This window comes from Rahnella sp. PAMC25617, assembly GCF_050606005.1.
Lineage (GTDB): Bacteria > Pseudomonadota > Gammaproteobacteria > Enterobacterales > Enterobacteriaceae > Rahnella > Rahnella variigena.
Genome location: NZ_JBOCUM010000006.1, coordinates 951,478 through 965,047 on the forward strand (window position 1 = coordinate 951,478; position 13,570 = coordinate 965,047).

General features: G+C 50.4%; 13 protein-coding genes. 9 read left to right on the forward strand and 4 right to left on the reverse strand.

The window, feature by feature from the left end; all coding sequences use genetic code 11:
• Positions 1-70: 70 nt before the first annotated feature.
• Both ACM615_RS10520 and ACM615_RS10525 read left to right on the forward strand, forming a co-directional pair.
• Positions 71-2,968 carry a glycosyl hydrolase family 18 protein gene (locus ACM615_RS10520; RefSeq protein WP_431011848.1) on the forward strand — a complete coding sequence of 966 codons (2,898 nt, stop codon included), beginning with the start codon at positions 71-73 and terminating at the stop codon, positions 2,966-2,968.
• A 474-nt stretch (positions 2,969-3,442) separates the two neighbouring features.
• Positions 3,443-3,592 carry a transporter substrate-binding domain-containing protein gene (locus tag ACM615_RS10525; protein ID WP_431011849.1) on the forward strand — a complete coding sequence of 50 codons (150 nt, stop codon included), beginning with the start codon at positions 3,443-3,445 and terminating at the stop codon, positions 3,590-3,592.
• 213 nt (positions 3,593-3,805) lie between these two features.
• Here ACM615_RS10525 and ACM615_RS10530 read toward each other — a convergent pair whose 3' ends face one another.
• Positions 3,806-4,588, reverse strand: a complete 783-nt coding sequence (locus ACM615_RS10530; protein WP_431011850.1) for a DeoR/GlpR family DNA-binding transcription regulator — start codon at positions 4,586-4,588, stop codon at positions 3,806-3,808.
• 279 nt (positions 4,589-4,867) lie between these two features.
• Here ACM615_RS10530 and gatZ point away from each other — a divergent pair, with 279 nt between their 5' ends.
• From gatZ to ACM615_RS10565, 7 genes are all read left to right on the forward strand, one after another.
• On the forward strand, positions 4,868-6,163 hold the full coding sequence (gene gatZ / locus ACM615_RS10535) for a tagatose-bisphosphate aldolase subunit GatZ (RefSeq protein ID WP_431011851.1): 1,296 nt from the start codon (positions 4,868-4,870) through the stop codon (positions 6,161-6,163).
• Positions 6,156-6,638: a PTS galactitol transporter subunit IIA gene (gene gatA, locus ACM615_RS10540; protein WP_129637948.1), complete on the forward strand. Its 483-nt coding sequence runs from the start codon at positions 6,156-6,158 to the stop codon at positions 6,636-6,638. The genes gatZ and gatA overlap by 8 nt, the downstream gene beginning before the upstream one ends.
• A gap of 75 nt (positions 6,639-6,713) precedes the next feature.
• The gene (gene gatB, locus ACM615_RS10545) at positions 6,714-6,998 is read left to right on the forward strand and encodes a PTS galactitol transporter subunit IIB (RefSeq protein WP_129637947.1); all 285 of its coding nucleotides are present in this window, start codon (positions 6,714-6,716) and stop codon (positions 6,996-6,998) included.
• Positions 6,999-7,001: 3 nt separating this feature from the next.
• Positions 7,002-8,369 carry a galactitol-specific PTS transporter subunit IIC gene (locus tag ACM615_RS10550; RefSeq protein ID WP_159281268.1) on the forward strand — a complete coding sequence of 456 codons (1,368 nt, stop codon included), beginning with the start codon at positions 7,002-7,004 and terminating at the stop codon, positions 8,367-8,369.
• A 44-nt stretch (positions 8,370-8,413) separates the two neighbouring features.
• The gene (gene gatD / locus ACM615_RS10555; protein ID WP_129637946.1) at positions 8,414-9,463 is read left to right on the forward strand and encodes a galactitol-1-phosphate 5-dehydrogenase; all 1,050 of its coding nucleotides are present in this window, start codon (positions 8,414-8,416) and stop codon (positions 9,461-9,463) included.
• Between the two features lie 4 nt (positions 9,464-9,467).
• Positions 9,468-10,322, forward strand: a complete 855-nt coding sequence (locus ACM615_RS10560) for a tagatose bisphosphate family class II aldolase (RefSeq protein WP_431011852.1) — start codon at positions 9,468-9,470, stop codon at positions 10,320-10,322.
• 120 nt (positions 10,323-10,442) lie between these two features.
• A complete protein-coding gene (locus ACM615_RS10565; RefSeq protein ID WP_431011853.1) occupies positions 10,443-11,144 on the forward strand; it encodes a GNAT family N-acetyltransferase in 702 nt (233 codons plus the stop codon).
• A gap of 59 nt (positions 11,145-11,203) precedes the next feature.
• On the opposite strand, the gene ACM615_RS10570 is transcribed toward ACM615_RS10565, so the two are convergent.
• The 3 genes from ACM615_RS10570 to ACM615_RS10580 form a co-directional block, all read right to left on the reverse strand.
• Positions 11,204-11,743 carry a GNAT family N-acetyltransferase gene (locus ACM615_RS10570; RefSeq protein ID WP_112288161.1) on the reverse strand — a complete coding sequence of 180 codons (540 nt, stop codon included), beginning with the start codon at positions 11,741-11,743 and terminating at the stop codon, positions 11,204-11,206.
• A gap of 53 nt (positions 11,744-11,796) precedes the next feature.
• Complete coding sequence (ada, locus tag ACM615_RS10575; protein ID WP_431011854.1) at positions 11,797-12,894, reverse strand: bifunctional DNA-binding transcriptional regulator/O6-methylguanine-DNA methyltransferase Ada; 1,098 nt, start codon at positions 12,892-12,894, stop codon at positions 11,797-11,799.
• Positions 12,895-12,991: 97 nt separating this feature from the next.
• On the reverse strand, positions 12,992-13,522 hold the full coding sequence (locus ACM615_RS10580) for a GNAT family N-acetyltransferase (protein ID WP_431011855.1): 531 nt from the start codon (positions 13,520-13,522) through the stop codon (positions 12,992-12,994).
• Between the last annotated feature and the right edge of the window lie 48 nt (positions 13,523-13,570).

The window sequence follows — 13,570 nt, forward strand, 5'->3', positions numbered from 1 at the left end:
ATATAAAGGCGCGTATTTTTTTTGCATCCCTCGTGAATAACGAGTTTATGGACAAATTTGGAAGCTATTTATGCGCTTAAATAAATTAACTGCGGCAATCCTGTTTTCAGCTATTGGATTCCCGATAATTTCGTCAGCTGCCACCGTGGCGGGAAATGACGAGACGAACACCTTCTCAGGCCTCGATTACTCGATGATGATCACCAAAGATGGTGGTCACACCTGGACTGCGTATACCGAAGCATCGCAAAACAACTTCCCTGGTACTGTTTTAGCAGAAGTCGCGCCGAAACAAGAACTGGCTATTATCTCCGAAGACTACGATCCGAACCGCACCTATAAAGGCGGTGATACCGTTCGCTTCCTCGGATATTACTGGACTGCACAATGGTGGGTTGATCAGGGCATCAGCCCGGGCACTGATCCGGTTTGGAAATCCGGCGATGCGATTAATATCAAGCCTTACGCCACCTTCCAGTTCACGCCGTATACCGGCCAGAACGCAATCGATCTGCAGACCCGTGAAAAGGCCCGCGTGGCTGCTGAGCGTAAAGTGATTGGCTACTTCCCGGAATGGGGTGTGTATGAAGCACATAACTTCTTTACCCCGGATAAAGTTGACTACTCTGGCCTGACCCACCTGAACTACGGTTTTGCGGTGGTCAAAGATGGTGTAGTGACCATGCATGACACCGACAAAGCTCCGAGCCTGATCAAAGATCTGGATAAACGCACAGAAGCGGCCAACGTGGCGCATATGATTTCTGTCGGTGGCTGGAATAACTCTCAGGAAGGTGTCTTCGAAAACGCAACTGCTACGGATGCAGGTCTTGAGAAACTGGCCAACAGCATGGTCAGCTATATGGCGCAGTGGAATTTCGACGGCCTGGACATTGACTGGGAATACCCGGACACCGAAGCTGAAAAAGCGCAATTCACCAAGCTTATCCAGTCTCTACGCAGCAAGCTGGATGCACAGGGTCTTAAAGATGATAAGTACTATCAACTTTCTGCGGCAGTCACCACCAACCACAACAACATTCAGTACATCAACCCGGCTGTGACCGCGCCATTGCTGGATAGCGTAAACGTGATGGCGTATGACATCCACGGTGCTTTTGATCCATTAACCGGTCATAACGCACCACTGTATGAAAACAGCCATGATGAAGATAAAGAGCTGAACGTGGCCGACACCATGACTGCTTACGTCGAAACCTGGCAAGTACCAAAAGCCAAGCTGATGATGGGGATCCCTTACTACGGTCGTGGCTGGGGCCATGTTCCTGGAACCGAGCTGATTCCTGGTTTACCGGGTATGTTCAACACCGGTGCCGCATCTGTCAAAGGCGCATGGGACGATGCAGATCAGTTAACAGGTACCAACCCGTGGTATGTGCTGAAACAAAAACTGAGCACTGGCGAATACACGCGCTACTGGGACTCTGAGTCACACGTACCGTATCTCTACAGCAAAACCAAGCAAGAATTCCTGACCTATGACGATCCGCAGTCTATTAAGGAAAAAGTTGACTATATCAATGCGCAAGGCTTTGGTGGCGCAATCCTGTGGGATATCAGTGGTGATACCCCGGAACACGAACTGGGTAATATCGTTAAAGAAGTGAAAAACACGCCGCTGCCGGATGATTCCGACGTGCCTGTACCACCAGACGTCGATCCGATTATTGATCAGGACGATCTCAAGGGTATTCTGGTTAGCCTGCTCAATGGTCAAACAAAAGTGATTGTTAACCTTGATGCAAGCAAGCTGAAGAGTGGCAACGGATTTACTGCGTCTGTCGACGGGAATTATCTCTTTAACAGCGAGGGTGCCAAATCTTTCTACACTTCGGTGGGTTACTTTGGCAAAGAGGTTTCATTAAGTTCTTCCTTTGATGCCACAAGTCGCCTGAAAGTGGGTTCTGTGATCACTGTAACACGTGATTATCCGAATAAAGCTGTTCTCGGCGAATTAACGGTCACACAGGATATGCTTGACGGTAATAATCCGGTCATGTTTGATGGCACCGTGAGCTCTATTAGCGTGTCAAAAGTTAATAACGTGCCGTATGTATTCGTTGATTTTGATAAATCGATTCTTCACAGTGTGGACGGTTCCTCTTATATCGCTAAAGTCATTAACGATGATAAGAAAAAAGGGAACTCTATTTTCAACTGCGATAATGGCAAATGTGCATACAGCACCGTGACTGAAGATAGCTCTGTTTCCCACGTTAAGTCGGATGAGAGAGATATCTCTCTCGGTGAAACCGTTGTCATTGAACGTATTTCACCTAACCCGGCGACTGTCGCTAAAATCGTCGTCACCAGTTTTGATCCACAACCGCAGCCAGAACCAGAACCAACGCCAGAGCCAGAGCCAGAACAGGTGACCGGTCTTAAAGCCACGCTGTTCCAGAATTCTGGTTTAACGGGTGATAGCCTGGATGTCACCGGGGACATCGCTTGCTTAACCGGTGTGAAGATGAAAAACGGTTTTGAAGCTAATGACGAAGTGTCGTCCTTATCGCTGCCAAAAGGTTCATTGGGAATACGTTTATTCACAGACTGTCAGTTCAAAGGAACTTCATCTCTATATAAAGCTCAATCTCAATATGATATGACCCGGACAGGCATCGAAATGAACAAAGCAGCATCATCTGTTCAGGTTATTAAAGCGATTGGTTATGCAGAAACCTATTATAAGGGCGACTGGGTAAACATTATGGGGGATACTCCATTGCTCGATGGGGGTTATGAATATTGGGAATATATGCCTAATTTCGGTGGTAAGATGTCTTCAGTAAAGGTTGCTGAGGGTTATACCGCACGCGTGTATGATAAACGTGACTATCAGGGGTCTTATATTGATGTGAAGTCAGGTGAAATGATCCCCGACCTTTCAAATAAGTCATTTGATAACAAAGCCCTTTCAATAAAATTCTTCATCGATAAAGCCAAGTAATCTTCAATGAACAGCCTTTGACAATGTCATATTAAGTCAAAGGTAAATCTTAAATCGTCTTTATCCCTTTGGATAAAGACGATTTTTTTGCCTGTTAGCTTCAGACATCGGCAGATTTACCCTGTTGTTTTTAAAATGCAAAACAGAAATTACCCTGCAACCCACCCCTGTAAATCTCTCATTTGTTCTGCCCAAAAACCAATCGTCGCTATGTCTCACTGCTGCCCGTTTTGAACATAAGTTTGCCGCTTAACCACAATCAGTCCGGTCGTCATATTCAAAATAGAAAACCCTCTTTTACCTTCGTCACAGCCTGGCGGGGTTTGTTTTTATTAAGTACCAGCGGAGAACACTGGTGAAAAAAATCACCTTACTGATCATCGCGACTTTATCGGCCACCGGCAGCTGACATAGGCAGAAACGGGCTTTCTAAAAACGCCTGAAGGCGCGGGTTATGCTTTTGCAGGTGAGCCATTGACGGATACCCGTTACTTAGGTGAAGGCACGGCAATTGGCCTGCGCAAAGATGACCAGGCGCATCTCACACTGATTAATAATGCACTGGCAGAAATCCACAAAAACGGCACTTATCAGACGCTGGAAAAGAAATACTTCACCTTTTAAGTCTATAACAAAAAATCCTGATTGCTTTCCCGTCGCCGCAGGCATCTTGCTCTGCGGCCAACTTTTTGAATACCGATTCCACTTATCAAGTGCTGTTACTGAAAAAGCTAAAATCTTCCTCGCGCGTCTGCGCAATCCTCAGTTGTGCCCGTATCTTTTAGTCATCAGCAGCCATAAAGTCAGCACAGGTTGAAGTCAGAAACCGGATAAAGATTAAACAACAATAATCTCTGTCGACGTTTGCTGAAGCGCCTGCAGCACATTATTGCTGATGCCCGCGTCAGTGATGATGGTGTCAATTTTTTCCATAGGCAGCACCAGGTTATATCCGCGTCGTCCAAATTTTGTGGAATCAGTGACCACCACCACATGCTGAGCGGCCTCGGCCATAATTCCGCTGATGCTGTAGCCTTCATTAAAGGTAGTAATCCCGGTCGCCGCATCAAGGCCGTCAGCGCCGACAAACATCAGGTTAGCGACAATACCCTGCAACGCATATTCCGTGATATTGCCATGTAAGGAGCGGGTTTTATGCCGCAACGTTCCGCCGCAAACCACCAGTGTAATGTCTGGATTTTCAGACAAAACAAAAGCAGCAGGAAGATTATTGGTGATAACCGTGATGTCTCCTGATTTTACTAACTCCTCGGCCAGTAACATCGTGGTGCTACCACTGTCGAGGATCACGGTATCGCCGGGCTTAACCATGCCAGCCGCCGTCTGCGCGATACGTTTTTTGGGGTCACTGGCCTGAAGGTAGCGTTCTTCCAGTACCAATTCCCCCGGCTGTTTGTCGTGACCGGAAGCGTTCTTCGCCGTCCATCTTGCCGCACCACCATGAAAACGGCTAAGTGCGCCTTTTTGTTCCAGCAGACTCAAATCCGAACGAATGGTCACTTCTGAAACTTCGAAAGTAGTCGAAAGATCAGCCACTAAAACACTGCCATTTTCATTCACTAACTCAATGATTTTATGGCGACGTTCATAAGTATTCATTATGAGTAATCCGAAAGGTCATATTCCCCACAGTGTAAACAAAAGCCCCCTCAATGAGGAGTAAAAATTCCCGGCGCTGTGAATCATAGCAACTCCGGATGTGTCTTGGCTGCATTCTCAGACTTTATCTTCTCATTTCCCGAGACACCACTTAAAACGAAAGAAAATGAATGCAATAAACTTACGAAACATTTCGATCACCATCACATAATGCGGAAAACGCTATTGTTTGCCTTTCGCAAAGGTACGATCCTCTTCGGAAACAAACGGAGGCAGAAAATGAAAGACATTATTGCTAAACACAAGACAAGCGAAAGAATTGGGATTTGCTCAGTGTGCTCTGCACATCCTCTGGTGATTGAAGCGGCGTTACGCGAAGACCTGCATACAGACCGCAAAGTGCTGATCGAAGCGACCTCAAACCAGGTCAATCAATTTGGCGGATACACCGGGATGCTGCCGATGGATTTTCGAGATTTCGTTCTCGCGATCGCCGAAAATATAGGATTCCCGATGCATCGTTTGATTTTAGGTGGGGATCATCTGGGACCAAACTGCTGGCAGAACGAAAGCGCTGAAAGTGCGATGGCAAAAGCCGAGGTGCTGATTGCCCGCTATGTCGAAGCAGGGTTCAGCAAAATTCATCTGGATGCGTCTATGTCATGCACAGATGATCCTGTCCCTCTGGATCCACTTGTTGTGGCTCAACGCGCTGCGCGCTTATGTCAGGTCGCAGAAAGGGTAGCCACTCCACAGCAGAAAAAGCAGCTGACCTATGTCATTGGTACAGAAGTTCCTGTGCCCGGCGGTGAATCCTCCTCTATCGAGCATGTTCATGTCACGAAAGCCGCAGATGCCAAAGCCACACTCGATATGCACCATCAGGCATTTAGTGAGCTTGGGCTGAATGATGCAATAAACAGGATTATCGCCGTCGTGGTCCAGCCCGGCGTGGAATTCGATCATAGCCGTGTAATCCACTACCAGCCGGAACTCGCCCGGGATCTGTCGGCGTATATTGCGACAACTCCGCTAATTTACGAGGCACATTCTACCGATTACCAGACCCGTGATTCCTACCGCAGCCTGGTGAACGATCACTTCGCCATCCTGAAAGTGGGGCCGGCGTTGACTTTTGCCTTACGGGAAGCCGTTTTCGCGCTGGCAAACATTGAACAGGTACTGATTGCGCCCGAGTCCCGCAGCCAGATCCTGACGGTTATAGATAGCGTTATGCTGGATGAGCCCGGTTACTGGAAAAAATATTACCATTCGACATTTAGCCTCTCGCTCATCGACCTGCATTTCAGCCTGTCCGATCGCATTCGCTATTACTGGCCTCACACCCGCATTAACCGGGCGATGGAAGTCTTAATCACCAACCTGCAATCAGTGGCAATTCCTCTGGGCTTACTGAGTCAGTACCTTCCCGCTCAGTTTGAGAGGGTGATGAAAGGCGAACTCGCCAGCGATCCGCACGAACTTATCATCGATAAAATCCAGGATGTTTTACGCGCTTACCATTTCGGCTGCACACCTGCGCAATCCCTTAAGGAAGGAGCCTGCCATGCATAACTGCGAGGTTTTCGTCAAAACCGGCATCAGTTTTGCGGATCATCACGAGGCGCTTACGCACATCGGTGAACGTATGGTGCAGGAAGGCATAGTGGAAACGACGTATCCGCAAGCCCTGGTAAACCGCGAAGCTGAATTCCCAACAGGCATCCAGCTGGAACACCATGCCGTCGCGATTCCCCACTGTGAAGCGACACATGCCCGCTGTCCGGCGATTTATCTCATCAGACCCGATACCGCAGTGGAATTTTTTCAGGCAGATGACGACGGAACCATTCCGGCCTCACTGATTATTGCCCTGATAGTCACTCATCCGGCAGAACAGCTGAAGTTACTACGCCAGTTATTCAGCCAGTTACAAGATCCCGTTTTTTGCGAAAGCTTGCTGACGGCGCCTGAAGAGCAGCTTTCCACGCTGTTTAGAAGCCGCATTTTTATCTCATCACCGGAGAAGCGTTCCGAAGCGTGCACCTGAGCGCATTCTCAACATTGAACCCGACGTCTTACCTAAAAAAATAATATCAAAAACAACCTATTGAGGAGTTTTACCGTGAAGCGAAAAATTATAGTCGCCTGTGGCGGAGCTGTTGCCACCTCTACGCTGGCAGCAGAAGAAATCAAAGAACTGTGTGAAGCACATGGCATACAAGTGGATCTCGTGCAGTGTCGCGTAACGGAGATCGAAACCTATATGGACGGTGCTCATCTGATTTGTACCACCGCCAAAGTCGACCGCACATTCGGCAGCATTCCGGTCGTTCACGGGATGCCGTTTATCTCAGGTGTAGGCATGGATACGTTGCGCCAGCAAATACTGACCCTGTTACAGGAGTAAGCCATGTTTACTGAAATAATGCGCTACATCCTCGACCTCGGGCCAACAGTCATGTTGCCCGGCGTCATCATCGTTTTCTCTCTGATACTGGGGATGAAACTGGGGGATTCTTTTAAATCAGCAATTCATATTGGCATAGGTTTTGTCGGGATCGGATTAGTCATCGGCCTGATGCTCGATTCCATCGGGCCAGCGGCAAAAGCCATGGCAGAGCACTTCGAAATCAACCTGCAAGTGGTTGATATTGGTTGGCCAGGTTCAGCCCCAATGACCTGGGCTTCACAAATTGCACTGGTTGCCATCCCGATTGCCATCGGTGTGAATATTGTGATGTTGCTGACCCGTATGACGCGTGTCGTCAATGTGGATATCTGGAACATCTGGCACATGACGTTCACTGGCGCCATGCTGCATCTCGCCACCGGCTCTTACTGGCTGGGGATTATGGGTGTCGTTATCCATGCGGCGTTTATCTACAAACTGGGTGACTGGTTTGCGAAAGATACCCGGGATTTCTTCAATCTTGAAGGCATTGCGATCCCGCATGGTTCTTCGGCCTATCTCGGCCCGATCGCTGTGCTGGTTGATACTGTTATCGGGAAAATCCCGGGGCTGAACAAAATTCACTTCAGCGCTGACGATGTGCAAAAGCGTTTCGGGCCGTTTGGTGAACCGGTGACTGTCGGTTTTGTGATGGGGTTGATTATTGGTTTCCTCGCCGGCTACGACGCAAAGGGCGTGCTGCAGCTGGCGGTGAAAACAGCGGCAGTGATGCTCCTGATGCCACGAGTGATCAAACCGATCATGGACGGCTTAACCCCCATTGCCCGCCATGCCCGTACCCGTTTGCAAGCCCGCTTTGGCGGACAGGAATTCCTGATTGGTCTGGATCCCGCGCTGCTGCTCGGGCACACCGCCGTGGTATCTGCCAGCCTGATCTTTATTCCGCTGACCATCCTGATTGCCGTACTGGTACCTGGCAATCAGGTCCTGCCGTTCGGGGACCTCGCCACTATCGGTTTCTTCGTTGCCATCGCCGTAGCGGTACATCAGGGTAACTTGTTCCGCACGCTTATCTCCGGCTGCATCATCATGAGCATCACGTTGTGGATTGCTACTCAGACTATTGATCTGCATACACAACTGGCTGCCAATGCTGGCGCACTTACCGCAGGGGGAAGAGTAGCATCTATGGATCAGGGCGGCTCACCTGTCACCTATCTGCTGATTCAGCTCTGCACACTGAAGAATATCGCAGGACTGAGCGTGATTGGCGTCGTCTATGCCATCGGGGTCTTCCTGACATGGCGTCGTGCCCGCCAGTTTACGCAGGCTGAAAAACAAGCAGTGATTGCACGGGCCAATTCTTAACTTCATCTCAGCGGGGGGGATCCCCCCGCTCAAGGAAACCGATTATGAAATCTGTTGTGGTACACACCGGCGGGAAGATGACAGTTGAAGATCGCCCGGTTCCGGAACTCAAAAGCTCCGGTGATGTGCTGGTTCGCATCGCCTATTCAGGTCTTTGCGGGTCAGATATCCCGCGTATCTTCGCAAACAGTTCGCATTATTATCCCATTACCCTCGGCCATGAATTTAGCGGTCATGTCGTCAGTATCGGGAAGGATATTCACGACCTACAGGAAGGTGATGCCGTGGCCTGCGTTCCTTTACTCCCATGCTTTGAATGTGAAGAGTGCAAGAAAGCCGCTTATTCGCAGTGCAAACACTATGACTTTATTGGCTCCCGCCGCGAGGGAGGACACGCTGAATATGCGGTAGTTTCCCGCAAAAACTTGTTCAAATTGCCAGGGAATGCCTCCCTTTTGCAGGGCGCTTTCCTCGAGCCCATTACGGTAGGTCTGCATGCCCTCAAACTTGCCGGTGGCTGTCAGGACAAAGAGGTCATTGTGATTGGCGCAGGCACCATCGGACAACTCATCATTCAGGCGGCCAGCGCACTGGGAGCAAAATCGGTGACGGCTGTTGATATCAATCCTCAGCGTCTGGCTCTTGCGCTGGAAACCGGTGCCAGCCATGCCTTTAACAGCGCAACGCTGAGCGCAGACGACATTCGGCAGAAAACACAAGAACGACGCTTTAATCAGTTGATCGTAGAAACAGCAGGCACGCCGCAAACTGTTGCGCTTTCCCTCGATATTGCCGGCCCTAAAGCTCAGGTGGCGCTGGTCGGGACGTTACACAAGGATCTTACCCTGAACGTTTCTACCTTCAGCCATATCCTGCGCAAAGAACTGACGTTGCTGGGCAGCTGGATGAATTATTCCGCCCCCTGGCCGGGCAGTGAATGGCAGCAAGCCACACAACTTTTTGCTGAGAAAAGGATAAATCTTGACGCGCTGATCGCAAGTATTGGAGCACCGGAAGACTTTGTCAGGGAAGTGACGGCACTCGCAGGAAAGCCGATGACAGGGAAAATTTTACTGGATATGACAGGGAGCTGAAACAATGTATCTGATTTCAAACAGGGAAATGCTGCTTGCCGCGCAGCGCGACGGTTATGCTGTGCCTGCGTTCAACGTCCACAATCTGGAGACTGTGCAGGTGGTAGCCGAAACCGCGGCGGCCATGAGTTCTCCGGTGATCCTTGCAGGAACACCAGGCACATTCAGTTATGCAGGAACAGATTACCTGATTTCGATATGCCACGAGGCTGCGCGAAGATACCGCATCCCACTGGCACTGCACCTGGATCATCATGAGGATCAGGGTGATATAGAAAGCAAAGTCCGTGCGGGGATCCGCTCCGTCATGATCGACGCCTCGCACTTCCCGCTGGCAGACAATATCAAACAGGTGAGCGAAACCGTCAGGCTTTGTCATGGCTTTGATGCCAGTGTCGAAGCGGAATTAGGCCGCCTGGGCGGTCAGGAAGACGACCTGGTGGTGGAAGAAGGCGACAGCTACTTTACTGATCCGATAGTGGCGAAACACTTTGTTGAAGCGACGCGAATTGATTCGCTGGCCGTCGCCATTGGTTCTGCTCACGGCTTGTATCAGGGAGAACCCAAACTGGATTTCACCCGTCTTGGACAAATCCGCCAGCAGGTTGATATTCCGCTGGTTCTGCACGGTGCATCGGGGATTCCGGAGGAGATGATCTACCGGGCAATCGGTCTGGGGATCTGTAAAGTGAACGTCGCGACCGAGCTGAAAATTGCCTTTGCGGATGCTGTGAAAGCGTATTTTGCAGAACATCCGGACGCTAACGATCCGCGAAAATACATCGTGCCGGGAAAACTCGCGATGCAAAAAGTCGTGGAAGAAAAAATCCGGATTTGTGGCAGTGCCGGGCGATTATGACCCGCCTGTATTAACCAAGCGGGCCCGCGCCCGCTTTCAGGATTTTAGTAAAGTACAGGTTGCAGCTGTCATTCCATTCTGATGTTATGGAAGTTCATTAATAGTAAAATGGAAACTGCTATGACCACCCTGAACCATTTTGGCCAACCCATCGGTGACGCCCTTCCCGACTGGCAACCCCGCGAGCGTCCTGTGCATGTTCAGCTTGATGGCCTCTGGTGTCATCTTGAGCCTCTGTCCTGCGAACGCCACAGTGAGGATTTATTTAACGCCTGGCACAGCATTGATGACAACCGGGACTGGACCTATCTCGCCGTCGACCGCCCTGCAACGCGGGCAGATTGCGACGTGTTTATTTCCCAGCAGGAAAAAAGTGAAGATCCGCTGTTTTTCGCGGTGGTGGATAACGAAACACAGCGCGCCGTGGGCAGCGTTTCTCTGATGCGTATCGATGCCGTGAATGGCGTTGCCGAAATTGGCTGGGTGAACTGGTCACCGCTGATGAAACGCACACGTTTTGGCACTGAAGCCATTTACCTGCTGCAACGTTATCTGTTCGATACCCTGAAATATCGCCGCTGCGAATGGAAATGCCACAGCCTGAATGAGCCGTCAAAACTGGCCGCAAAACGCTTCGGGTTTGAGTATGAAGGTATGTTCCGTCAGGCCATCATCAATAAAGGCCACAACCGTGATACCTGCTGGTATTCGGTTCTTGACCACGAATGGCCAGCCTCAAAGGCAGCGTTTGATCGCTGGTTAAGTGCAGATAATTTCAATGCGGAAGGTCAGCAGAAACATCGTCTGGAAGAACTGCGCTGACAGGCATTGCCTGCGTTGTTTACTGACGCAGGCAGAACCGGTCCTTCAATGAAAACCGCTCAGGAATTTAGCGCAGACAATACCGTAACATCAGGCCACGCATAGATAATATTAGGCGAACGCCACAGCGGACCTGCATCGGTATAGCGCCCGGATTCCAGCCCCCCCAGGGCCCGGTAGAACCTAATTGCAGGCTCGTTGCCTTCTACAACTCCCAGCCCTGCACTTTTAAAACCTTCACCCGCCAGATGTGTTGCGGCTTTGGCAATCAGCAATTTGCCAATCCCCTGACGCTTAAATGCAGGCGAAACATACAGGAATTTGATTTCGGCCATCTCGCCAAATTCAGGGTTTGAAGAAGCCGAAGCCAGACTGAATCCGGCTAATTTGCCGTCAACTTCCGCGATAAAAATGCCCTGACCGGCAGCAGGATGCGCAAATTTATCCTGCCAGAAGGATTTACGACGCGGAACATCAAGCGCGTTAAAGGCTTCCGGCGGTGCCAGTTCGCGATAAGTATCACGCCAGATGGCAACGTGTAATTCAGCCAGTGAATCAATATCTTTCGGTTCAGCAATCCGTATAGTGCAGGCTGGCACAGCATCCCTCTTCATCAAAATGTTCGGAAAATCATAATGTCAGCTGAGTATAGTCAGCCTTTCTCTTCCCGCGCCAGCAAACTGCGTTTTCGTTCCACGCCCCAGCGGTAACCGGAAATATTACCGCCCGTTTTAACCACCCGATGACAGGGAATGGCGACTGCCAGCAGGTTTGCGGCGCAGGCTCCGGCCACAGCGCGGACTGATTTAGGCGAACCAATTTTAGTGGCAATCTCGGCATAACTGGCGGTATTTCCCGGTGGGATATCACGTAATGCCTGCCAGACGCGCTGCTGGAAAGCCGTTCCGCGAATATCCAGCGGCAAATCCAGCCCAATCTGAGGCGCTTCGACAAAGCCAACAACCAAAGCAATTCGCTGCTCGAAATCCGCATCGCCGCCCAGCAATTCCGCCTGTGGAAAACTGTTTTGCAGCTCATTGATCAACTTTTCAGGATCGTCGCCCAGTAAAATGGCGCAGATCCCCCGCTGACTTTCGGCAACCAGAATATCGCCCAGTGAAGATTTTCCGATGGCAAACCAGACGCGCACATCGCGGCCACCGGAGCGGAAATTTTGCGGTGTCATGCCCAGCGTGGCTGCGGACGTTTCGTAAAACCGGCCATCGGAAGGATATCCGGCCGCGTGGATCGCTTCGGTTATCGTTGCAGAATCAGCCAGCATTTCACGTACACGCCGGGCGCGCTGCGCCTGCTGATACTCTTTGGGCGTCACGCCGGTTTGCGCCTTAAACAGGCGATGAAAGTGATAAGCACTGATGCCTACTTCGGCGGCCAGCTGATTAAGCGTCAACATCCCGGCAGATCCTTCCAGCATGCGGCAGGCCTGAGCTACCCGCTGAGCGTGAAACTGCGCCAGTGAAATCAGTCCCTGACGGCAGCGTTTGCACGGGCGAAATCCTGCCTCTTCTGCGGCTTCGGCATCATCAAAATAGAGAATATTTTCCGGATTCGGCTGCCGTGACGGGCATGAAGGCGCGCAGTAAATACCGGTGGTTTTTACCGCGTAAACAAATTTGCCATCCGCGTTCGCATCACAGCTGATGACCGCCTGCCAGCGTGGATCCTTCACCGACTCAGAGGCTGAGTTTTCCGCTACCGTTTTGTTGATGACTTGTGTTTTACCTGACATTTTCTGCCTCACGTTTCCCGACTGGATGACTGTCAGCATAAGCCGCCATTATCCCTTGCACCCTCCGGCGCTTGCTTTCTCATTCAATGCCGGACTTTTAGCCTGCCACCGGCTTTAACGGCGTGTCGAGGATCATCTGATAAAAGGCCAGATCCAGCCAGCGGTCAAATTTAAATGCCGCCTGTTTAATGGTCCCGGTATGACTGAATCCATTTTTTTCGTGCAGGGCAATACTGCCGCTGTTGGCCGCGTCAATCGCGCCAATCGCGCCAATCAGCGTATGTACGCCACGTTCACGTGCGGCATCCACCAGTGCATTAAGCAAGATTTTACCCAACCCTTTGCCACGGTGATCTTTATGAATATAAATCGAATGTTCGACCGAATATTTATACGCAGGCCAGGCGCGGAACGTGCCGTAACTGGCAAAACCCAGCAGTACGCCCTGCGCGTCTTCCAGCCCGATCACCGGAAAGTTATGGGTCAGTTTAGTGGCAAACCAGGTTGTCATGCTGTCGATATGACGCGGTTTATAGTCATACAACGCGGTGGATGTCAGGATCGCATCATTAAAAATATCCAGAATAGCGACAGCGTGCTGGCGTTCGGTACAGGTGATCATTTTCATCAGTTCTTCCCCGGTGACTTCCGTTTGATGTTTAATTCCACTATAGTA